Source organism: Pseudoalteromonas sp. S1610 (assembly GCF_005887465.1).
GTDB lineage: Bacteria > Pseudomonadota > Gammaproteobacteria > Enterobacterales > Alteromonadaceae > Pseudoalteromonas > Pseudoalteromonas undina.
The window spans coordinates 59,314-81,004 of the sequence record NZ_PNDI01000009.1 but is presented as its reverse complement, the minus strand read 5'-3'; the positions used below and the strand labels follow the sequence as shown (position 1 = coordinate 81,004).

Genomic DNA, 21,691 nt, shown 5'->3' with positions numbered 1-21,691 from the left:
CCTTATATTTCTTCATTTTCAATAAGTAATGTATAACCATGCACTTGCCCATAAAAGCCTGTCAATGGCACTGCGTTTATTACTTTCCAGCCATCTTGGTTTAATTCCAGTATGCGATCATTTAGTGCGACTATATCTACCCCACCCAAAAAACGGGCCTTTCTGAATTCGATTACTTTTTGCATTATAAATACCTGCTTTATAGACTGTATTTAAAATCATAATGGTGAATACCTTGCTCTATGCGTATCGCCATACTGCCTGTTAATCCTGCGAGCTCATCAGTGCCTGAGTCGGGCACCACTTTTAAAATTAAGCTGTCTTGGCCTTTGTCCATAGTACCAAAATGCTGCAGTACAAAACTGCCTTTCTTGCCCTCAAGCTCGCCTATCACTTGCTCTATTGCAACATAACCAGCGCTGCCTTGGGTGGGAGTCATGGCGCTAAGCATTTCGCCTTGGCTAGTTGCCGTTAAGCTGCCAGTAAATTGTTTATCAATCGACATCCGACCTAAATTAACGCCTTGCTGTCCATGTGCATACCCTTCTATAGGCGCTAAAGTAACGGTAAACTCGCCTGTTATCTGTTTAGTTGTCATAATTTTTCCCTATTGATGATTTTTAATACTATTGATTTTTAATCTATTGATGCCATATCTATACCTTAATCATCAATAAGAATCTACTATGCCTACAGACAAGCCTGCTTCAGATAAAGCCGCCTTTAGCGCTTTATTCCCTATATTCAATTTTATTAAGCCTTATAAATGGGTGGTTTTAGGGGCTCTAGTAGCATTACTTGCCACCGCAGGGGTTAATTTATCGCTAGGTCAAGGCGTTAAGTTTGTGATTGATCATGGCTTTATTGCCGGCTCGCAAGCGCAATTACAACAAGCTGTTTTGGTATTAATTGGCTTGATCAGTTTATTGGCAGTGGGTACATTCAGCCGATTTTATTTAATGTCGTGGATTGGCGAGCGAGTCAGTAATGACATTAGAAAAGCTGTATTCAATCGTATTGTTACCTTGCATCCGAGTTACTTTGAAGAAAATCGCAGCGGCGAGCTGATGTCGCGACTCACCACCGACACTACCTTATTACAATCTATTATCGGCTCATCATTTTCTATGGCGCTGCGAAGCGCGCTAATGTTAGTCGGTGGTTTAATTATGCTACTTGTTACTAATTTAAAGCTTACCTTAGTCGTCGTGGCCTGCGTCCCTTTAGTACTGGTGCCTATGTTAGTTTTTGGTAAAAAGGTACGCAAACTTGCAAGTTCTAGCCAAGATGCGATTGCAGATATCAGCACCTACGCGGGTGAGATCATTCAAAACATAAAAGTGGTACAGAGTTATAGCCATGAGCAGCAAGAGCAATCTGCTTTTGCTAATGAAACCGAAAAGGCCTTCAATGTTGCCAAAAGCCGCATTAAACAGCGCTCGTTTTTAATTGCAGCAGTTATTTTTCTTACCTTTAGTGCTATTAGTGCCATGCTCTGGGTAGGCGGTAGTGATGTGCTCGCAGGCACTATGACGGGCGGTGAACTCGGTGCTTTTGTGTTTTATGCCATTATGGTGGCCATGTCGGTAGCAACCGTTGCTGAGGTTTATGGTGAACTACAACGTGCCGCAGGGGCAGCTGCCCGACTGCTTGAACTGCTCGCCGTTAAAAGTAAAATACAAAATCCTGAAATTCCACAAGATGATCAGTTACATGCAACAACAAGTAACAGTGCAATTTCACTTGAAGGTATTAGTTTTAATTACCCTTCTCGCCCAGATGTAAGCGCATTAAATAATATCAGCTTAAATATTGAAACAGGTAAAACCGTGGCTATTGTTGGCCCTTCAGGTGCCGGTAAAACCACCTTGTTTGAACTGTTACAGCGTTTTTATGACCCTGCTAGCGGAGCGATTAAGTTTCATAATATAAATATTAAACAGTTGTCGTTAAACACCTTACGCAACAAAATGGGGATGGTGGCACAAAACCCGATTTTATTTAGCTCTGATGTTATGCATAACATTCGCTATGGCAACCAAAGCGCCAGTGACGAGCAAGTTTATGCAGCCGCTAAACATGCCCATGCCGATGAATTTATAAAACAGTTACCACAAGGCTATAACAGCTTCTTAGGTGAGCAAGGTGTAAGGCTATCGGGTGGGCAAAAGCAACGTATTGTTCTTGCTCGCGCCATTTTAAAAGACCCAGAGATACTGCTACTTGATGAGGCTACCAGCGCGCTTGATGCGCAAAGCGAGCATCATGTTCAGGCCGCACTTGAACACTTAATGCAAAATAGAACAACGCTGATTATTGCCCATAGACTGGCCACGGTAAAACATGCCGATATGATTGTAGTAATGGAAAATGGCGAAATAAAAGCTACAGGCACTCATCAGCAATTAATGGCAAGTAACCCTTTGTATCAAAAACTATGTGAATTACAGTTTAATTTAGATTGATTGCATTTTAGTTGCTACTTCTTTTTAAGCCATTTATTCATTGCGGTATCGTAAGCCTCAGTTAGCTTAGTTTTATCGCACTTTACACCAGCTATGTAACTTTCGGGCAAGTCATTTTTTGGCATAACCCCTGCACCAACGGATACCTTTCTAAAACAGCTATCACCTCGTCGATAAGTGGTAAATTGCATATTTTGCTGCTCTATTTTTAATAGTGACTTTACCTTGCCTGCATGCTCTTTTGAAACTGTAATACGCTTTTTCTGAGGGTCACTCTTTGCAGTATCAGAATAGCCAGTTTGTTGCTGTAAAATACTGTTGAGTCCTTTGTTTAAATCGATCTTTTTGTAAGGCTTTAAAATTACAGACTGGGTATTTTTAGTGCTGATCTTTACCGGCTCAGTCGTTTTATCTGTTTTTTTATTAATCGCATTTAATGATTTTGATTGGGTTGCATTGTCAGGCTCAATTGAGTTGATTTCTGAATTCACATTTTTGTTAGCGCGTTGTTGTATTGCTTTAATTTTGGCAGGCACACTTACCATATAAGCTTTAATTGGGGTTGATTGTGGCGGCTTTATTTTAGGTGCTTTTAATGAGGCAACAAAAAACAAAACTAATCCATGTAAACATACCGATAAAATAATTGCCGTGCGCCACGCTGCCATAAATATGTCCTTATCGAAGAACTATTTGTGACAGCTAACGCAGGCAAAAGTGCCATTAAAATATACAAAACCACGCATTTGCGCGGTTTTAGCTATTAACCTTGTGTATTAGGCACTATTTGAATTTCGACGCGGCGGTTTTGCGCGCGACCATTCGCGGTATCGTTAGTGGCAATTGGGCGTGATTCACCAAAGCCGCTCGTGCTTACTCGTGCAGCCATAATTTGTTGGTTTACTAGGTAATTTTTTACACTTTGTGCACGCTGCTCTGAAAGAGTCATGTTGTAACTATCTTTGCCCGTGCTGTCGGTGTGACCTTCAACACTTAAGTAGGTTTTTTCGTATTTATTCATTACACTTGCTATCGCATTTAGAGTGTCATGAAAGCCCGATGAAATATAAGATTGATCAGTCGCAAACGTAATATTAGAGGGCATCACTAAGCGTAAGTTATCACCTTCACGTACCACTTCAACTCCCGAACCTGCTAGTTCATCACGAAAAGCAGCTTCTTGTTTATCCATGTAATCACCTACAGCTGCACCCGCTAGCGCACCAATAGCTGCACCAATAAAAATACGTTTATCTTTGTGGTTACCTGTAGCTTTACCTAAAATTCCCCCTGCTGCAGCACCAATAGCGGCGCCTTTACCTGTGTTATTCATTTCACAGCCAGAAAGTAATACAGCAACGACAGTGACACTTAAAAGTGATTTAGTTAACATCATGGTAATTTCCTATTCATTTAGAATTTATTATTGCGATTATGCAAACATTTGTATGAACCAAAAATGAAGAGTAACGTAAAACACGTATTATTACTTACTTCATACGGACTAATGATAGCGTTTCATAAAAATGTCATACTTATTTGTGACACTTTAATGATTTATCAAAAAGGCGATGGCCACTATGTTAATTGCGATTTTTAGGCAGTTTTTTTTGCTTGGCTGCATGAGTTTTGGCGGCCCTGCCGCCCATTTAGGTTACTTTAAACATCACTTTGTTGATTCGCTGCGCTGGTTAAGTATCAGTCGCTATTCACAGCTAATAAGCCTCAGCCAAGCTCTGCCTGGCCCTGGCTCTAGTCAGGTTAGCTTTGCAATTGGCGTAGAGCGTGCAGGTGTACTCGGTGGCATCACCGCATTTGTTGGTTTTACCTTGCCTTCTTTTTTAATAATGACACTGCTTGCTATTAGTGCTCACCAATTTGACGCCGTTTATTTTGCTGTGATCACCGGGTTGAAGTTATTTGCCGTAGTAATTGTTGCCGATGCGACCCTTAGTATGGCCAAAAGCTTTTGCAGCAACCAAATCCTTAAGCTAATTGCAGTTATAAGCACCCTAGCTCTTGTTCTACTGCCGATGTTAGGTACACAAATTATTATTTTACTTATTGCAGCCGCAGTCGGCGCTATCTGGCCACTCTTAAAATTAAGTGATTTATCACAGCAAACTAGCAGTGATCGGGGGAAAGTTAACTGGGTTGCACTTAGTTTATTTGCGCTACTGCTTGGAGTTAGCTTTATTCCAATAGGGCAAGAATTTGCGTTATTTGCGCCTTTTTACCAAGCTGGTGCTATGGTATTTGGTGGCGGGCATGTTGTGTTGCCAGTACTTCAAGCGGGTGTGCCAACGTTAAGTGATGATCAATTTTTAACGGCTTACGCCAGTGCTCAGGCTATACCTGGGCCTATGTTTACAATAGCCACCTACTTAGGCGCGCAGCTAAATACCGAGCAGCCAATAATGGGCGCAGTCATAGCTACATTATTGATATTTACCCCAGGGTTTTTACTGATGTTGGCATTTCAGAAAAGCTGGATTAATTTAGCCAGTAAGCCCCGCTTTGCCAGCTCAATTGCCGCGCTTAATGCCGCTGTGGTTGGTTTTTTAGCTGCAGCATTGTATTCGCCCATTTGGACTTCAGCTATTAATAATGTGTGGCATATTGCATTAGTGATTGCTGCATTTGCGTGGCTACGTATGAAAAAGCCACCTATTTGGTGGCTATTATTGCTCTTTATTGGTGTTGGCCTTGGACAGCATTATTGGGCACTTTAATACTAGGTTTGCCCGCCATATTCACCCCGTCAGCTGGGCCTAACTGCCCACTGACACTTTGATAAGCACGCAGTCCAAACACCGGTAATACGGCCAGTAAATGGTCCATAATTTCAGCTTGTAAGTGCTCGTACGATATCCAACGTTTGTCTTCACTAAAGCAGTAAAACTCAATCGGTAGGCCATGGTTAAGCGGTTGTAGTTCACGCACCATAAGTGTGAGCGAGGTATTGATTTTACTGTGTTGCTTTAAGTAACCCTCTGCATAGCGACGAAATAACCCTAAGTTCGACACCGGATCGGGAAGTGTGCCTAGTCGAATATATTCTTGCAGTGGTATTGCCGCTTCTATTTGCGCTTTAAAATCATCATCAACTAAAAAGATGCTGTTCATATCAATATTTAAAGAACGTTTAATACGTCGCCCACCAGATTCTTGCATACCGCGCCAATTTTTAAATGAACCGGCCACCAGCATATAAGTGGGTATAGTCGTTATGGTGTTGTCCCAGTTACGCACTTTTACAGTATTAAGTCCTAAATCAATTACTTCGCCATCGGCGCCGTAGTTATCTACTTGGATCCAGTCCCCATAGGTCACTAAACGATTAGCGGCAATTTGAATGCTGGCGACAAAACCTAATATGGTGTCTTTAAATACTAATAAAGTAACAGCGGCGATCGCACCAAAACCCGATAAAATATAAGTCGGCGATTTTTCGAGCACAATACTAACAATTAATATTGAACACACAATAAAGGTGATCAGCTTCACTACTTGAATTAGCCCTTGAATAGGCACTTCGCGGGCAAAGTCTAGTTGGTTATAAATAGCGCCAGCAATGCTCACTATGCTGCTAATAATAAAACCTATATAAATAATTAATAATGCTTGGCCAATGGTTTTAAGGATCTCTTGGGCAATTTCATTAACGGGGTAAACACTATCAAATGTGGCTAAAAAAAGTACACAGCATAACAAGCAAGCAATTCGTTTATTCAGCTTGGTCAACATAGGTGACAATGAACCAATACGCTCAGGAGAGAGTTTAGTCACCACCTTTTGAATACCCGGTAACATCAAGCGACGGGTAAATAAGTAAACAAATAATAACGAAAGGATGCCAATGGATGAGGCCGTGATTGCGCTGAGAAAAAAAGCATCGGGGACTTTTTCAAACCAAGGAGTAATTAGCTCCTGTAGGTGTGTTTTGGTCATGGTATTTCAATTTCCTTACTGGGAGTTAATTCAGTACTAGCTTGCTGAATATGAATAGCGCTTAATTGCTTATCTTTTTTTATCCATAAATTATTTAAATATTGCTGAAATTCGGCTCTAAATGCGTGATCTGTTTGGTAACTGCCAATCATTTGTGTATTTATCGGCACCACCTCAATTGTAATATTAATAGACTCCAACTCGCCTTTTAAAATATTACGACACACATGATCTGACTTACCGCTATACACTAAACTAGTGTTAAGCATAGCGTCAAATTGCTCGTTTAAAACTTCTAAGGCAAAAGCAGTTCCACCAGCCTTAGGCTTTAATAAATGCTGAAAAGGACTTTGTTGATGCTTATGCTTTTGCGCTGTAAAACGCGTACCTTCTACAAAATTAACTATGGTTGTAGGATGATGACGAAAGTTACGGCAACTGCGCTTAGTACGCTCGACATCTAAGCCTTTTAAATTGGGATTTTTTGCCAATTGCGCTTTGCTCACCCGTTTCATAAAGGGCATACCCATTGCCCACGCACCAGTGCCTATAAATGGCACGTACTTAAGCTCATCTTTTAAAAAAAACTTAGGGGCTGGTAATGCATTTAACGAGCTTAATACCGCAATATCAAGCCAGCTAATATGATTACTGATTAGCAAATACCAACAATTGGCATTCACCTCCCCACTAATATTAACTTTAATATCATTACAGCCTAGCCATAGCCCTAAGCGGTTACCTTTACACCACCCCTTGTACGCACTGTGTAATAATTTACTTACTACGGGTATGGGCAAAACCAATTTAATTAACCCAAGGGTAAGCACTAATGCGCCAAATATTATTAAATTAGCAAATAAAACACAGCCAACAATTAAGCCATTTAACCAATTAGGTAACCATTTTTTTAGCATAACTGTCAGCTCATTTTGTTATTTTTGTTTTAAATTAACCAACGTCTGGTTCTTTTCTTCCCACACGCGATTTAATTCACTTTGAAAACGTACTCTAAAGTCAGGATCATTAGTATAATCACCAATTAAGTCGTCACTAACGCCTTTTACTTCAACATGTACATCAATGTGTTTTACTTTGCCGGCTGCAAAATCCATAAAGGTAGGAATGCCCTCAGGGTAATGAATAGTGACATTTACCACCTTAGAAATTTGCTCACCCATAGCTTGCATTACAAACGCCACACCACCCGCTTTCGGTTTAAGTAAGTGAGGAAACGGGCTATTTTGCCGCGCATGCTTTTGCGCTGTAAAACGCGTACCTTCAACAAAGTTAACCACACTAACCGGCATTTCTTTAAATTTTTCACACGCTTTACGAGTCGTTTCTAAATCTTTACCACGCAATTTAGGATTCTTTTTTAATTGGCTTTTACTGGTGCGGGTCATAAAAGGGAAGTCGAGCGCCCACCAACACAAACCTAAAACAGGTACGTAAATAAGCTCTTTTTTCAAAAAGAAGTTTAAAAAAGGTATTTTGCGGTTAAACACTCGCTGTAACACTAAAATATCCACCCAGCTTTGGTGGTTCGCAATAACTAGGTACCAATCTTTCAATTTTAGCTCTTCTAGACCGGTTACATTTAGCTTTGTTGGCGTTAATAACGTTTGATTTAACGTGTTAAACGTCACCCAAATAGAGGCACATTGCTTGGCTGTCCAGCTCATTAATTTTTGCAGCCCCTTAATTGGGATTAGCTTAACGATGCCACAAATAAAAATAGGTACAAACCAAAAAAGAGTGTTTATTGTGTAAAAGAAAATACTAAATACACTGCGAATAACTGACATTACTTCTATTCCTTTAAACATCGCGCAGCCACAAATGACCGCGCTGAACTATGCAACTAAATTAATCTTCAAAATAGGTGTAGCCTTCAAGCCCTGCATTAAGCTCGGCTAAGTAACCTTCTTTACAGTGCTCTGATACATCAAGTTTATTAATCTGAGTGGCAAAGTTATCAGCTAATAACTCGCTATCATAATCAACAAATTTTAATACATCCTTAACGCTGTCACCTTTAATGGCATTGGTTAATACATATCCTTGCTCATTAAGCTCAACATGAACTGAATCGGTATCACCAAATAGGTTATGTAAGTCACCTAAAATCTCTTGGTATGCCCCTACCATAAACATCGCAATATGATACTGCTGACCTTGTGTATATTCAGGAATAGGTAAACTGGTTTCAATTCCTGCACCTTCAACGTACTCACGTATTTGCCCGTCAGAATCACAAGTAATGTCTTGGATAATAGCGCGCTGAGTAAGCGGCTGCGTTAGGTTTTCGATGGGCATAACCGGAAATAACTGCTGAATGCCCCACACATCGGGTAACGACTGAAATAATGAAAAATTCACAAACAGTTTATCGGCTAGTTTTTCGTTTAAATCATCCAGCACTTCGCGGTGAGCTCGTGCATTAGAGCTTAATGAAGCTCGAACGCGATGTAAAATAGTAAAGTAAAGCTGCTCTATTTTCGCCCACTCTAGCATGCTCACTAAACCATGTACGTATTGATCGTGTGCTTCACTAAATAAGTGCATTGCATCATGATAAATCTCTAATGCCATACGCGGGTTCAAACGTTGTAAACACTGCCACATTTCATCCAATACTAAGGCACTGTTTTTAACAGGTGGTTCTGGGTTTAAATGATTTGGCGCTTTTTCAACATCAATCACATCGGTAATAAGCACCGCATGATGTGCAGTAAGAGCACGGCCAGATTCGGTAATAATTGCAGGGTGAGCTAAGTTATGTTGGTCGCACACCTCGGCAAATGCATTTACTACATTACGCGCATATTCTTCGACTGTGTAGTTCATTGAGCAAGCACTACGTGAGCCTGAACCTTCGTAGTCAACGCCAAGCCCGCCACCCACATCAACAGTATTGAGCGGTACACCGTATTGAGTTAACTCAGCAAAATGGCGAGCACATTCGCGCAAAGCACGATGAATATCGCGAATATTGGCAATTTGAGAACCAATATGAAAATGTACCATCTGCATTAAATGCAACTTGTTATGTTGCTTGAGCACTTCCACTGCACTGAGTACTTGTCCTGCAGTTAAGCCAAACTTACCTTTTTCACCACCGGTATTTTGCCATTTACCTTTACCAACCGAATTTAAGCGAATACGAATACCAATAGCAGGCTCAATACCTAAATTATCAATTTCTTCCAGCAGTGTGGTTAGCTCAGAGAGTTTTTCAACCACAATTTTAACGCTGTGCCCCATTGCTTGACCAATACAGGCTAAACGTAAAAATTCACTGTCTTTGTAGCCGTTACATACAATAGTAATAGGCTCTTTTGCCACACCTAAAATTGCCATTAGTTCAGGTTTAGAACCGGCTTCAAGCCCCACTAAACCACTTGGGTGTGCTAAAAGCTTACTTACTACAGAACGCTGTTGATTTACTTTTATAGGGTAAACACAGGTGTATTTACCATTATATTCACGGTTAGTGCGCGCTTGAGTAAACGCATTGGTGAGCGTATCTACACGATTTTTTAAAATATCGGTAAAGCGCACCAGTACTGGTAAGGTTAATCCTTGCTGTTTAAACTGCTCAGTAAGCTGGCTTAAAGAAATGGCAGGTTTTGTTTGGTCGCCATCCGGATAGGCTATCAATTCACCTTGTGCGTTAATATCAAAATAACCATCGCTCCAATGAGCAACATTGTATGTAGCACGTGCTGTTTCTAAACCCCAAGTCATGGCAACTCTTCTTTATTAAATTAGGTGTAAAGGGGCATTTTAATACGTCACTATCTGCTAAGCTAACAAAAATTGAACTTTCCCCTCTTTATAGCTAACTTTATTCGCTAAAGAGAGTAAAATTTGATTGAGCAATAGCCCAAGCACTGGCAGAATTGCCTCCTTTTTTCATACTCAACCAAAAGTGTAACAACAACTATGGCAAATTTAGATCAAAGTAAGTGGTTTACTGAAATTAGCGACCGCGATGGCAGCGCATTTTCATTACGTATTAACAAAAAGTTAGATGAAAAACAGTCTCCTTTTCAAAAAGTAGAAATGTTTGAAACCACAGACTTTGGTAATTTAATGATCATTGATGGTTGCACTATGGTGAGTAGCCGTGAAAACTTTTTTTATCATGAAATGATCAGCCACCCAGCATTACTAGCACACCCAAACCCTAAAAATGTGGTTATTATTGGCGGCGGCGATTGCGGTACATTACGTGAAGTGCTTAAGCACCCAAGTGTAGAAACTGTGACACAAATCGATATTGACGAAGTAGTTACCCAAATGTCGTTAAAGTACTTCCCAGAGTTATGTGAATCAAATAACGATCCACGTGCCACTGTGATATTTGACGATGGCATTAAATATATGCGCGAAGCAGCTGGTGAGTCTATTGATGTGGTGATTGTTGATGGAACTGATCCGGTAGGCCCTGGTGAGGGTTTATTTAACCATGCGTTTTATACTAGCTGTTTAAACGCACTTCGCCCTGGTGGAATACTCGTACAACAAAGCGAATCGCCATTAATGCATATGCCACTTCTGGTTGAAATGCGCGAAGCTATGCTAAGTGTTGGTTTTAAAGACTTGCAAACTCTTCCATTCCCACAACCTATTTATCCAAGTGGGTTGTGGTCGGTGACGCTAGCTCGTAAATCTGAAGCATTTAACGGTTTTAGAGAAGACGGCGCAGCCATAATTGCTGAGCATAGTGAATACTACAATGGCGGCATTCATCACGGTGCACTCGCAACACCTAATTACATGAAACGCGCTTTTGACAAAAAATAAAAAGCCATTAATACAAAGTAGGGCTCACAAGAGCCCTTATCTGTTTCAATTTGTTATTCTTCCAACTAAAACCGAAACTGAGCATTTAATGCTATTTGCTGCTGCGATATTCTCGATGCTTTATTCATAGCTACTCGGTTATCTGCTTGGCTATGAAGCGCTGACCCCTCAACACCTATTTGCCATTGTGGTGTAAGCTGATAACGCCAAGTTGCTGTTAGTCCCTCGCCATGACTAGCATTAGGGTCAAACTTCCAATCGTCTTTGTCTGTCACCTCAAAATAATCGTAACGTACTGAGAAACGGTGGCGTTTTATTTTATGACTCAATAATGCAAAATGACTATAAAATCGAGTATCAACGCCGCGGTTTTGACCCATAGCCGTACCACCCGACATTATTTGGATAATTAATCGTGTTTTCGGTGTAAATTTATTTAGCCATGCGACACTTAAAAATCGAGTATCCCAGGCATATTGACCCGTATTATAATTAAGAGCGCCAGGGTCACCATTGTTATCATAGTAGTACACTCGCAACTGAGACTTTTTTAAATAATCCCAATGTCCACCAACGTAATAACCAAATCGCCCATCGACCTCTTCAAACGGTAAAACTTGGTTTGCTTGAAATTGTAACTGTGGAGTATTTAAAGACGCAACAGGCGCAAAAGCGAGAGCCTCATTAAGTGTTGTTTGGCGATCATGCAAAGCAAAGCCTCGCCAAGCGAGTAATGTCCCCGCAGGATCGTTACCTTTAAATGTCGCACCAACCAAACTAAAACTATGGGCACTATTAAAATTACGGGCTGGGCGTTTAATTGTTGCTTCAACACCTAGCGTTCGCAGCTCTTCACCTACCCAAGAGTTAATTGCCGAATTGGTATAGTTATATGCAGATAACCAGCCCATATCAGGGTTTTCTAATGACAATTGTGGATAAAAGCCACCCACTTTAATATGCCATTTATAATCACTGCGAACTAAAGGTTTATATTGCAGATAAGCCTGACTAACCCCCAAGGTACTTTTTGGGTCTTGATATAAATTAACTACAGCATGGGCAGACCAACTAGAACTTATATCTGCACTTAAATCAATAATTCCCTGAGATAAAACCACGCCTTGATTAGCCGCATCATGGCGATATAAACCAATTCCACCCTCTTGCCAGCTTAGTTGTGAATCAGCTTGCACTGCCCTTACTTGCAGCAAACCTTTAACTTGTGCGTTGGCTGAAAAAACACTCAACAAGCAAATAACAACGGCTAAGCCCAATAGACTATTCATAATCGTCAAACTCATCAACTTCAACCCTAATAGGCAAAGTTAGTTTTTGTTTTAACTGATAACTTAATTTATTGTTAGTTATAACAACTTTTTGCGACTCTATTTTGCTAATATCTCTAAAGCCTTCATGCCAAACATTTAGTTTATAGGCTCCATTTGGGATATCGAACGATGCTACTCCTTGCTCATTGGTGATTGCATAATATGGGCTATCCACAACAACAATGTAACCCAACATCCAATCATGAATATTACAACCAAGCTCCACAACTCCTGTTTGTTCAAATGTAATTGGATCTTGTGGTTGTTCTCGATAAAGCTTTAATTCAAATGTTTTGCTTTTAGAAAATGAATACACGTGATGCATTATCGAGTCAGCGTTAGGAAATTCAACTTGGCTGTTTTTTTCAACGACTAAGATATGTGGTGTAAATTGGCGATTTTTTTGTGTCATAGTGAAAAGTGATTTATTTATATTCACGCCAGAGGCTTGATCTGGAGCTAACCAAACAACAACATTTTCTTGAACTTTTTGGTTGTTATTATAAACAGTAACCGTTGCTGCACTACTCTTAAAAACAATGATACAACCTAAAATAGCGAGTAAAATTTTCAGCATATTTTCTTCTTGTTAAATTCTTTTTATTTATTATAGAACTAATTACATAAAGTTTTGCAGATTAATTAACACACTCTTTTTTAGCTAATTAATTGAATACGTATGCAGCTATCTCGTAATAGTGTGTTCATCACTTTATGCTCATAACCTACGGTTTGACATCAAGGACACACAATGAGATTACCTTTACTACTAGTTGCTTTACTTGCAAGCAGTGCTTTTGCAAAAGAAGCCACGCTGAGATCACCTGATCAAAAAATTAAAATTACCATTTCTGATCAATCATCATCCCCTCATTACTCTATTAGCTTTAATGGTAAGCCTGTTATTGAGCAGTCCCGCTTAGGTTTTAGGTTTAAAAGCCAAGCACCATTTGATGACGGCTTTGTTATTAGTGAAGTAACTCGTTCACAAACCGATAGCCAATGGCAGCAACCTTGGGGAGAGCGTCAAACCGTTGTTGATAAGCACAATGAAATTGCCGTTACCTTCAATAAACCTGCGCCCCACGCTGGCACATACACTGTACGATTTAAAGCCTTTGATAGCGGTGTAGGGTTTCGCTATGAAGTCCCTAAACAAGTCGGTTTTGAAAAAACTGAAATTACTAAAGAACTGACCGAATTTGCGATTGCCTCAAAAGATAAAGCCACCGCATGGTGGATACCGGCTCGCGGTTGGAACCGTTATGAATATGTCTATAACACCACAAACTTGCAAGATGCTGCACTCGCTCATACCCCTTTTACCTTTAAAAATGGTAACGGTGTACATGTCAGCATTCATGAAGCAGCTCTGGTAGATTATGCAGGGATGGTGCTTAACCAGCGTCGCCCAGGTACGTTTAGTGCCGATTTAACACCGTGGTCTGATGGCATTGCGGTTAAGAAGCGCGGCGCATTCAATACTCCTTGGCGCACCATTCAAATAGGTGAGCGAGCGATAGACTTAGTTAATTCAGATATTATTTTAAACCTGAATGAGCCAAATAAACTCGGTGATGTGTCGTGGGTTAAACCAGGTAAATATATAGGTATTTGGTGGGGAATGCACATCAATGAAACCACTTGGGGCAGTGGAGAAAAACACGGTGCCACCACAAAAAATACTAAATACTATATGGACTTTGCCGCTGAGTATGGCTTTGACGGCGTATTAGTTGAAGGTTGGAACACAGGTTGGGATGGCGACTGGTTTTATAATGGCGATGTATTTAGCTTTACTCAGCCTTATGACGATTTCGATATTGCAGCGCTTACACAGTACGGTAAAGAGAAAGGGGTGCAGTTAATTGGTCATCATGAAACCTCTGGCAATGTTAGTAATTATCGCGACCAAATGGAAGATGCTTTTGCGCTTTATGAAAAATCAAATGTAAGCCAAATAAAAACTGGTTATGTGGCCGATGGTGGCAATATAAAACGCATAGATGAAAACGGCATTGCCCGCTTTGAATGGCATGACGGCCAATTTATGGTAAATGAATACTTACATAACATTAAACTTGCCGCTAAATACAAGCTAAGCATCAACACACATGAACCAATAAAAGACACGGGTCTGCGCCGCACTTACCCTAACTGGATTGCCCGTGAAGGTGCGCGTGGTCAAGAGTTTAACGCATGGGGCACACCACCCAATCCACCAGAACACATTCCCATGCTTGCCTTTACGCGTATGCTGGCAGGACCAATGGACTTTACCCCTGGTATTTTTGATATGAGCTTTAATGGCTTAGGGGACGACACAAATCGCCCACAAACAACACTAGCAAAGCAATTAGCATTGTATGTAGTAATGTACAGCCCAATTCAAATGGCGGCCGATTTACCACGGAATTATTTAGCTAAACCCGATGCTTTTCAGTTCATTCAAGACGTACCGACCGATTGGCAGCAAAGTATTGCGCTTGATGGCGAAGTAGGCGACTTTATTGTATTTGCACGCAAAGAGCGCAAGCGCGATAACTATTCAGGTAACGATTGGTACTTAGGTGCAGTTACCGACGAAAATGCCCGCACCATTGAGATTAAACTCGACTTTTTAGATAAAGATAAACAGTTTGAAGCGCAAATCTACCAAGACGGTAAAAACGCTGAATGGAAGAACAATCCTTATGATTTAAGCATTGAAAAACGCACTGTTACCGCAAGCGATAAGCTAACATTAAAATTGGCCACCAGTGGCGGTACAGCCATTCGTTTTAAAGCCCTCTAGTAGTTAATCTGAACTCTAGATAATAAATTAACGCTATCTGCAACCATGCAGATAGCGTTATTAGCTTGGATTAGTAACCTTTATTGGTAGGTATATTTGCGCACTTAAACCACCTTCAGGGCGATTAGAGAGCACCACCTTGCCGCCATGCATATCGATAATACGCTTAATAATTGCAAGGCCTAGGCCGCTACCTTCACTACCGCGAGCTGCATCACCTTGTTTAAACGGCTCAAACACAGACTCCAACTCGCTTTCAGGAATACCCGGACCACTATCGTTGACCGCAATAACCACATATTTTTTATTGGAATTAAAATAACTGAGTACTTCAATATCACCCTCTGAGTAGCGTAGTGCATTTTCTATCATATTGGTCACTACTCGCTTAATCGCGACACTACTTATGGGAATTTTTCCAATATTAGGATTCGGTTTAAACGTGATCGCACGTTGATGCTTAAGCTCACTTTGTACGACTTCACCAAGGAGCGCATTAATATCTTCGCAGGTTTGTTCTTCACGTTTATGATGGCGCAAATATTCGATAAATTGATCGATAATGCCATTCATATCTTCAATATCGTAAATAATGCCTTCACGTAAATAATCATCTTCATCAACCATCATTTCTGTGGCTAAACGAATACGCGTAAGCGGTGTGCGTAAATCATGAGAAACACCGGCCATAAGTAATCGACGGTCGTTTTCAAGGGCAGCAATACCTCGCGACATTTGATTAAAGGCGCGCGTTACCTCAATAACCTCACTCGACCCTTGCTCTTGTAACTTGGTACTAAAGTCGCCTACCCCTACTTTTATCGCAGCTTGTTGTAATGCTTTTAGTGGTCGGTTCAAATGCCTGGCAAATAACCAACCTCCTAGTACACTTAAAAAGCCGATACTAGAAAGATAAAAGGTTAAAAACTCAAGGTTACTTTCTTTAAATCCGGTGAGCGGCACTTTGACCCAATAACCCGGCGCCTGCGGGGCTTCTACCCAATAAATAAGCGGATCAGTTTGACTAATGCGCACCCGAGAAAAGCCATTTAATTGCTCAGACATACTACGCGATAGCCCAGAATACTCACGACTTTGGCCTAAACCATTACGCATAGCTTCACGCTGAGTCATTACTTCAATGCCGGTTATTTCAAAAAACTTCTCAGAGACTTCATCGGTGACTTCAACGCCATCTTCCCAATCAATAAACACGGTTTTAATTTGCTTAGCCAGCATTAAATTAACTTGTTCAATGGTGGGTTTAACTACATATAAACTTACCGTGACGTAGGAAACTATTTGGTTAATAAGCAGCAAAGCGGCAACCAAAAATACGGTTTGTCCAAACGCACTACGCGGAAACATTCCCATAATGATTACTTTTCACCGTCAGGAACAAATACATAACCTAAACCCCATACCGTTTGAATATAGCGTGGGTTAGCGGCATCGACTTCGATCATTCTACGAAGACGTGATACTTGAACATCAATACTGCGCTCAAGCGCACTGTAGTCTCGCCCTCTAGCTAAGTTCATTAATTTATCACGACTTAATGGCTCACGCGGATGAGACACTAACGCTTTTAACACCGCAAATTCACCACTGGTGAGTGACACCGTGTTATCGCCTTCACTCATTTCGCGGGTGGCTAAATTTAGGGTAAATTTACCAAACGCAATTAAGTTCTCCTCAGCTGAAGGCGCCCCTGGTACTTCTTTTGATTGGCGACGTAAAATGGCTTTTATGCGCGCTAATAGCTCGCGAGGATTAAACGGTTTCGGAATATAATCGTCAGCGCCGAGTTCTAGGCCAATAATGCGGTCTACTTCATCGCCTTTGGCGGTCAGCATAACAATAGGAATTTGGTTTTCTTTTTGGCGTAAACGTCTGCAAATAGAAAGCCCATCTTCGCCGGGCAGCATTAAATCAAGCACCATTAGATGAAAGTTTTCACGCTCAATTAGTCTATCCATTTGCTCTGAATCAGCAGCTGTTCTCACAATAAACCCTTGCTCTACCAAATAACGTTCCAGCAAACTACGCAAACGTTTATCGTCATCAACCACCAATACTTTTACTGTCTCTTGTCCCATAATCTGTTGCTTATTTTTATAATTTATTAATCGTTAATATAAATGAAAAACTTAATAATAAAAAACTAATTAAGTGCTTAGATTGTTACTGAACATTTCAAATTCATTGATAGCTATTTTATCTCGACAAGCTGCCTTTATTTTAATACCTTGCCACTCATGAAGATTAAACAAGAACTCAGCGTGAAAACAAACTTAATTACTCGCGAAGGTTATTTACAATTGCAGCAAGAACATGATCATCTTTGGAATGAAAAACGTCCAGAAGTGACTAAAATTGTGAGTTGGGCTGCTAGCCTAGGTGATCGCTCTGAAAACGCAGACTATCAGTACAACAAACGTTTACTACGTCAAATTGACCGTCGTGTTCGCTATTTACGAAAACGCATCCCCGATTTAAAAATTGTTGACTACTCACCCGTACAAGACGGCAAAGTTTTTTTTGGAGCGTGGGTAGAAATAGAAAACGAGGCCGGTGAGTGTAAAAATTTTAGAATTGTCGGCCCCGATGAAATTTATGATCGCAACGACTATATTTCTATCGATTCACCAATGGCTCGAGCGCTATTAAAAAAACAAGTAGACGATGATTTTGAGGTCATGACTCCGCAAGGTGCTAAGCAGTGGTACGTAAATAACATTACCTATCAAAAATGACAGCGCTTAGTTTTGATTCAGATCATATTAACTTTTTATTGTTTATATTATCTGAGTAAGCTATAACTAAAGTTACTCAAGTAATGTTGTATTAACTTGAGAGTAGTTAATTAAGGTCACCATTATGTCAAACATAACAGCGCGCATATTACAAAATGCTCTCGTGTTTGCACTCTTTATGAGTGTGAGTTTGACATTACATGGCGCACCTAAAAATAACAAACTTGATGCTGGTTTTGCTCCAGCTGAATTTATTGTTTGTGACTCCCCTGACCAAGCAAACCTCGACACCGATTTAGATTCTCATGTTGGTGTTATTGCGCTTAGAGAAATCCAACCACTTCCTTTAGCGTTTTTCTTTCATTATGAAAGTCGATTTTTAGCCACTGCCTACAGTCATGCAAACCCGCGAGCGCCACCCGTTATTTAATTTAATAACTTGCTTTTAAACATTATTAAATTTGTATAACTATTTATTTAGGTGGATATTATGTCTAACTTTAAAGAACTCCGTACCCAAGATATTTCTCATGGTACTATTGCTGATACTTTTACTAATGAGGCTGTGATTGATTTAACCTCTCCAGCAACACGTATAGTAACTAGCTTTACTCAAACAAGTCCTATGCGCGCAGCGTTTGATACAACCATTGAACAAGCATCAAAACAACTAAATACTCAGCCTTCTGATTTTATTTTAGTAACTGATGAGCATCAAAAGCTAATTGGTATTGTCGCAAGTGCAGATTTACAAAGCTCAAAAATCATGATTTTATCGCAGCGTTTAGGCTTGCCTCGTAGTGAAATTAGCTTACGCTATTTAATGACACCGCTGAGTAACTTAATGGGTGTAAGTATGAAAAGCTTAAGCTACTCATGTATCGGTGATGCACTGCAAACTATGGAACATCATGGTGCTATGTTTATATTAGTTACTGCGGCTAATAATGAAATAAGTGGTTTAATTTCAGCACGCGATATAGCACGTAAGCTGCAAATTCCTGTTCATATTAGCCCAATAGCGCACACATTTAGTGAAGTACTCGAAAGTGTAGAGCACCCTCACTAAATCCGCTTTTTATTGCCCCAGCAATGGCATCTTAAAGCAAGTAAAATAGCTTGCTTTAAGAGCTTTTTATTACCCTCCCCTGTGATATTATTCAAGACATTGACGCATCAGTTAACTTTTTAGCTGGTCTTATTTTTTGTATTAAAAGGTTTTTGCATGAGCGATATCTCTGCACGTTTAGCAACGGAGCTAAATGCACAGCAGCAACAAGTGGTTGCAGCAACAAAGTTACTTGATGAAGGCGCAACCGTCCCCTTTATTGCCCGTTACAGAAAAGAAGTGACCGGTGGATTAGATGACACCCAACTACGCCTTCTAGAACAACGTTTATCTTATTTACGTGAACTTGAAGAGCGTCGTGGTTTTATCCTGTCGACGATAGAATCACAAAATAAGCTTAGTGCTGAATTAGCGGCTGATATTAAAGCTGCACAAAGTAAAACCGAACTAGAAGACTTATATTTGCCTTATAAAGCAAAGCGCCGCACTAAAGGTCAAATAGCTATTGAAGCTGGTTTAAAACCGCTAGCTGATGCATTATTTAACGATCCAATGCTTGACCCAGACGCTGAGGCTGCAAAATTTATTAATGCCGAAAAAGCGATTGTCGATACTAAAGCAGCGCTTGATGGTGCTAAGTTTATTTTGATGGAGCGCTTTGCTGAAGACGCTAAATTACTCGCTAAATTTAGAAGTCATATTAGTCAAAATGGAGCGATTGAAAGCAAACTTATTGATGGTCAAGAACAAGCGGGGGCTAAATACCGAGACTACTTTGAACATCAAGAACCATTAAAAAAAGTCCCCTCGCATCGTGCATTAGCCATGCTAAGAGCACGTAATGAAGGTATTTTACAGTTAACTATTAATCCTGAGCCGAGCGCTGAAAACCCAGCGCAATTGTGTGCACAAATGATCAGCGATCATTACCGCCTAGATATTAAAAACAAACCTGCCAGCGCTTGGTTATTAACTGTAGTGCAATGGGCGTGGAAAATTAAGCTTGGATTACATTTAGAAAATGAATTTTTAGCCGCAATGCGTGAAAAAGCCGAAACCGGTGCCATTGATGTATTTGCTAAAAACTTAAAAGACTTATTAATGGCAGCCCCTGCTGGCCCTCGTACTACGTTAGGCTTAGATCCTGGTTTACGTACTGGTTGTAAAATTGCCGTGGTTGATAGCACAGGTAAACTGCTTGCTACCCAAACGATTTTCCCACACGCACCACAAAATCATTGGGATAAATCATTACGCACGCTCGAGCAATTATGTCGCCAGCATAAAATTGAGCTCATTGCGATTGGTAACGGTACCGCTTCTCGCGAATCAGATAAACTAGTTGGCGAACTTATCAAAGCCAATACCGAGCTTAAACTAAATAAAATCATGGTCAGTGAGGCCGGCGCTTCGGTTTACTCTGCTTCTGAGTTTGCTGCTAATGAATTTCCAGATTTAGATGTATCTTTACGCGGTGCCGTGTCTATTGCACGTCGCCTTCAAGATCCATTGGCTGAGCTGGTTAAAATAGAGCCTAAGTCTATTGGTGTAGGCCAATATCAACATGATGTATCACAAAGCCAACTAGGACAAAGCCTAATCTCAGTGGTAGAAGACTGTGTAAACAGTGTGGGTGTTGATTTAAATATGGCCTCTGTACCTTTGCTTGCACGTGTTTCTGGTTTAAACAAAACCTTAGCGCAAAATATTGTAAGCTACCGTGATACAAATGGGTCATTTACAAAACGTAGTCAGTTGAAAAAAGTAGAGCGCTTAGGGCCAAAAGCATTTGAACAAGCAGCCGGCTTTTTACGCATTAATAATGGCAGCGTTCCACTAGACAACTCATCAGTTCACCCTGAAGCATACCCTATCGTTAAGCGTATTTGTGAGCACAATCAGGTAGACGTAAATAGCCTCATTGGTAACAAAGAGTTTTTAAATAAGCTCGCTGCAAATGACTATATTGACGATAAATTTGGTCTGCCTACCGTGACCGATATTATTAGCGAACTTGATAAGCCGGGTCGCGATCCGCGCCCTGAATTTAAAACTGCTGAGTTTAAAGCAGGCGTTGAAAAAATTAGTGATTTAAAACCAGGAATGATTTTAGAAGGCGTGGTATCGAACGTAGCTAATTTTGGCGCATTTGTGGATGTTGGCGTACATCAAGATGGACTAGTGCATATTTCGGCTATTACTAATAAGTTTATTTCAGACCCACGAGAAGTAGTTAAAGCTGGTGACATTGTTAAAGTGAAAGTGGTTGAAGTTGACGCTGCACGTAAACGTATTAGCTTTACCATGCGCCTAGATGACGAGATAGACACTAGCAATAAAGCTGCCCCTGCGGCGGTGCAAAAGCCACGTGGCAACAATGCAAACCAATCGCGAGCGCCCAAACCTAAGCGCGACACAGGCAATGCCATGATGGGAAATGCGTTTGCTGATGCCTTTGCCAATGCGAAAGTGAAAAAGTAAAATGACCCCATAAAAAAACCGCTTAGGCGGTT

At 40.5% G+C, this 21,691-nt stretch carries 20 protein-coding genes; 8 read left to right on the top strand and 12 right to left on the bottom strand.

From position 1 onward, the window contains the following. Nucleotides 1-2: 2 nt before the first annotated feature. Nucleotides 3-185: a hypothetical protein gene (locus CWB77_RS04665; RefSeq protein ID WP_138621567.1), complete on the bottom strand. Its 183-nt coding sequence runs from the start codon at nt 183-185 to the stop codon at nt 3-5. A gap of 14 nt (nt 186-199) precedes the next feature. Continuing rightward, a complete protein-coding gene (locus CWB77_RS04660; RefSeq protein WP_010392463.1) occupies nt 200-598 on the bottom strand; it encodes a DUF3224 domain-containing protein in 399 nt (132 codons plus the stop codon). Between the two features lie 88 nt (nt 599-686). Between CWB77_RS04660 and CWB77_RS04655 the strand changes: the two genes are divergently transcribed. Next, nucleotides 687-2,465: an ABC transporter transmembrane domain-containing protein gene (locus tag CWB77_RS04655; protein ID WP_075170794.1), complete on the top strand. Its 1,779-nt coding sequence runs from the start codon at nt 687-689 to the stop codon at nt 2,463-2,465. A 14-nt stretch (nt 2,466-2,479) separates the two neighbouring features. On the opposite strand, the gene CWB77_RS04650 is transcribed toward CWB77_RS04655, so the two are convergent. After that, nucleotides 2,480-3,133: a hypothetical protein gene (locus CWB77_RS04650; protein ID WP_138621565.1), complete on the bottom strand. Its 654-nt coding sequence runs from the start codon at nt 3,131-3,133 to the stop codon at nt 2,480-2,482. Between the two features lie 95 nt (nt 3,134-3,228). After that, nucleotides 3,229-3,861 carry a YiaD family glycine zipper/OmpA-like lipoprotein gene (locus CWB77_RS04645; protein WP_010392457.1) on the bottom strand — a complete coding sequence of 211 codons (633 nt, stop codon included), beginning with the start codon at nt 3,859-3,861 and terminating at the stop codon, nt 3,229-3,231. Nucleotides 3,862-4,045: 184 nt separating this feature from the next. Here CWB77_RS04645 and chrA point away from each other — a divergent pair, with 184 nt between their 5' ends. Then, nucleotides 4,046-5,197, top strand: coding sequence for a chromate efflux transporter (gene chrA / locus CWB77_RS04640; RefSeq protein ID WP_138621563.1), 1,152 nt, complete (start codon nt 4,046-4,048; stop codon nt 5,195-5,197). Here chrA and CWB77_RS04635 read toward each other — a convergent pair. From CWB77_RS04635 to speA, 4 genes are all read right to left on the bottom strand, one after another. Beyond that, the gene (locus CWB77_RS04635; protein ID WP_138621561.1) at nt 5,157-6,416 is read right to left on the bottom strand and encodes a mechanosensitive ion channel family protein; all 1,260 of its coding nucleotides are present in this window, start codon (nt 6,414-6,416) and stop codon (nt 5,157-5,159) included. The genes chrA and CWB77_RS04635 overlap by 41 nt on opposite strands. Then, nucleotides 6,413-7,333 carry a 1-acylglycerol-3-phosphate O-acyltransferase, YihG family gene (yihG, locus tag CWB77_RS04630; protein WP_138621559.1) on the bottom strand — a complete coding sequence of 307 codons (921 nt, stop codon included), beginning with the start codon at nt 7,331-7,333 and terminating at the stop codon, nt 6,413-6,415. The genes CWB77_RS04635 and yihG (CWB77_RS04630) overlap by 4 nt, the downstream gene beginning before the upstream one ends. Nucleotides 7,334-7,351: 18 nt before the next feature. Further along, the gene (yihG, locus tag CWB77_RS04625; protein ID WP_138621557.1) at nt 7,352-8,224 is read right to left on the bottom strand and encodes a 1-acylglycerol-3-phosphate O-acyltransferase, YihG family; all 873 of its coding nucleotides are present in this window, start codon (nt 8,222-8,224) and stop codon (nt 7,352-7,354) included. A gap of 61 nt (nt 8,225-8,285) precedes the next feature. After that, nucleotides 8,286-10,166: a biosynthetic arginine decarboxylase gene (gene speA, locus CWB77_RS04620; RefSeq protein WP_055012723.1), complete on the bottom strand. Its 1,881-nt coding sequence runs from the start codon at nt 10,164-10,166 to the stop codon at nt 8,286-8,288. Nucleotides 10,167-10,364: 198 nt separating this feature from the next. Here speA and speE point away from each other — a divergent pair, with 198 nt between their 5' ends. Beyond that, nucleotides 10,365-11,228 carry a polyamine aminopropyltransferase gene (gene speE / locus CWB77_RS04615; RefSeq protein ID WP_138621555.1) on the top strand — a complete coding sequence of 288 codons (864 nt, stop codon included), beginning with the start codon at nt 10,365-10,367 and terminating at the stop codon, nt 11,226-11,228. Nucleotides 11,229-11,293: 65 nt separating this feature from the next. Here the strand turns inward: speE and CWB77_RS04610 are convergent, their stop codons facing one another. Together CWB77_RS04610 and CWB77_RS04605 are read right to left on the bottom strand one after the other, a co-directional pair. Next, a complete protein-coding gene (locus tag CWB77_RS04610) occupies nt 11,294-12,532 on the bottom strand; it encodes a hypothetical protein (protein WP_010392442.1) in 1,239 nt (412 codons plus the stop codon). Continuing rightward, nucleotides 12,510-13,136 carry a methylamine utilization protein gene (locus CWB77_RS04605; RefSeq protein WP_109875766.1) on the bottom strand — a complete coding sequence of 209 codons (627 nt, stop codon included), beginning with the start codon at nt 13,134-13,136 and terminating at the stop codon, nt 12,510-12,512. Before CWB77_RS04605 ends, CWB77_RS04610 begins: the two co-directional genes overlap by 23 nt. A gap of 174 nt (nt 13,137-13,310) precedes the next feature. Between CWB77_RS04605 and CWB77_RS04600 the strand changes: the two genes are divergently transcribed. Beyond that, entirely contained in the window at nt 13,311-15,353 is a 2,043-nt protein-coding gene (locus tag CWB77_RS04600) for a glycoside hydrolase family 97 protein (protein WP_138621553.1), read from the top strand. Nucleotides 15,354-15,413: 60 nt separating this feature from the next. Here the strand turns inward: CWB77_RS04600 and envZ are convergent, their stop codons facing one another. Together envZ and ompR are read right to left on the bottom strand one after the other, a co-directional pair. Continuing rightward, the gene (gene envZ / locus CWB77_RS04595) at nt 15,414-16,727 is read right to left on the bottom strand and encodes a two-component system sensor histidine kinase EnvZ (RefSeq protein WP_054202834.1); all 1,314 of its coding nucleotides are present in this window, start codon (nt 16,725-16,727) and stop codon (nt 15,414-15,416) included. A 5-nt stretch (nt 16,728-16,732) separates the two neighbouring features. Further along, the gene (gene ompR / locus CWB77_RS04590; RefSeq protein WP_010392434.1) at nt 16,733-17,452 is read right to left on the bottom strand and encodes an osmolarity response regulator transcription factor OmpR; all 720 of its coding nucleotides are present in this window, start codon (nt 17,450-17,452) and stop codon (nt 16,733-16,735) included. 183 nt (nt 17,453-17,635) lie between these two features. On the opposite strand from ompR, the gene greB reads away from it, so the two are divergent. From greB to CWB77_RS04570, 4 genes are all read left to right on the top strand, one after another. After that, complete coding sequence (gene greB / locus CWB77_RS04585; protein WP_010392431.1) at nt 17,636-18,109, top strand: transcription elongation factor GreB; 474 nt, start codon at nt 17,636-17,638, stop codon at nt 18,107-18,109. A gap of 124 nt (nt 18,110-18,233) precedes the next feature. Next, nucleotides 18,234-18,539: a hypothetical protein gene (locus tag CWB77_RS04580; RefSeq protein ID WP_010392429.1), complete on the top strand. Its 306-nt coding sequence runs from the start codon at nt 18,234-18,236 to the stop codon at nt 18,537-18,539. Nucleotides 18,540-18,599: 60 nt separating this feature from the next. Continuing rightward, complete coding sequence (locus CWB77_RS04575; RefSeq protein WP_010392427.1) at nt 18,600-19,178, top strand: CBS domain-containing protein; 579 nt, start codon at nt 18,600-18,602, stop codon at nt 19,176-19,178. Between the two features lie 156 nt (nt 19,179-19,334). Continuing rightward, entirely contained in the window at nt 19,335-21,659 is a 2,325-nt protein-coding gene (locus tag CWB77_RS04570) for a Tex family protein (RefSeq protein WP_138621551.1), read from the top strand. Nucleotides 21,660-21,691: the final 32 nt, after the last annotated feature.

What these genes read in the sequence shown, in the direction of transcription:
- CWB77_RS04575 (WP_010392427.1), top strand. Translation starts at nt 18,600, where the DNA reads ATGTCTAACTTTAAAGAACTCCGTACCCAAGATATTTCTCATGGTACT.
- yihG (WP_138621559.1), bottom strand. Translation starts at nt 7,333, where the DNA reads ATGCTAAAAAAATGGTTACCTAATTGGTTAAATGGCTTAATTGTTGGC.
- envZ (WP_054202834.1), bottom strand. Translation starts at nt 16,727, where the DNA reads ATGGGAATGTTTCCGCGTAGTGCGTTTGGACAAACCGTATTTTTGGTT.
- CWB77_RS04570 (WP_138621551.1), top strand. Translation starts at nt 19,335, where the DNA reads ATGAGCGATATCTCTGCACGTTTAGCAACGGAGCTAAATGCACAGCAG.
- CWB77_RS04655 (WP_075170794.1), top strand. Translation starts at nt 687, where the DNA reads ATGCCTACAGACAAGCCTGCTTCAGATAAAGCCGCCTTTAGCGCTTTA.
- CWB77_RS04660 (WP_010392463.1), bottom strand. Translation starts at nt 598, where the DNA reads ATGACAACTAAACAGATAACAGGCGAGTTTACCGTTACTTTAGCGCCT.
- CWB77_RS04605 (WP_109875766.1), bottom strand. Translation starts at nt 13,136, where the DNA reads ATGCTGAAAATTTTACTCGCTATTTTAGGTTGTATCATTGTTTTTAAG.
- ompR (WP_010392434.1), bottom strand. Translation starts at nt 17,452, where the DNA reads ATGGGACAAGAGACAGTAAAAGTATTGGTGGTTGATGACGATAAACGT.
- CWB77_RS04645 (WP_010392457.1), bottom strand. Translation starts at nt 3,861, where the DNA reads ATGATGTTAACTAAATCACTTTTAAGTGTCACTGTCGTTGCTGTATTA.
- CWB77_RS04580 (WP_010392429.1), top strand. Translation starts at nt 18,234, where the DNA reads ATGTCAAACATAACAGCGCGCATATTACAAAATGCTCTCGTGTTTGCA.
- CWB77_RS04600 (WP_138621553.1), top strand. Translation starts at nt 13,311, where the DNA reads ATGAGATTACCTTTACTACTAGTTGCTTTACTTGCAAGCAGTGCTTTT.
- CWB77_RS04650 (WP_138621565.1), bottom strand. Translation starts at nt 3,133, where the DNA reads ATGGCAGCGTGGCGCACGGCAATTATTTTATCGGTATGTTTACATGGA.
- CWB77_RS04610 (WP_010392442.1), bottom strand. Translation starts at nt 12,532, where the DNA reads ATGAGTTTGACGATTATGAATAGTCTATTGGGCTTAGCCGTTGTTATT.
- yihG (WP_138621557.1), bottom strand. Translation starts at nt 8,224, where the DNA reads ATGTCAGTTATTCGCAGTGTATTTAGTATTTTCTTTTACACAATAAAC.
- chrA (WP_138621563.1), top strand. Translation starts at nt 4,046, where the DNA reads ATGTTAATTGCGATTTTTAGGCAGTTTTTTTTGCTTGGCTGCATGAGT.
- CWB77_RS04635 (WP_138621561.1), bottom strand. Translation starts at nt 6,416, where the DNA reads ATGACCAAAACACACCTACAGGAGCTAATTACTCCTTGGTTTGAAAAA.
- speA (WP_055012723.1), bottom strand. Translation starts at nt 10,166, where the DNA reads ATGACTTGGGGTTTAGAAACAGCACGTGCTACATACAATGTTGCTCAT.
- speE (WP_138621555.1), top strand. Translation starts at nt 10,365, where the DNA reads ATGGCAAATTTAGATCAAAGTAAGTGGTTTACTGAAATTAGCGACCGC.
- CWB77_RS04665 (WP_138621567.1), bottom strand. Translation starts at nt 185, where the DNA reads ATGCAAAAAGTAATCGAATTCAGAAAGGCCCGTTTTTTGGGTGGGGTA.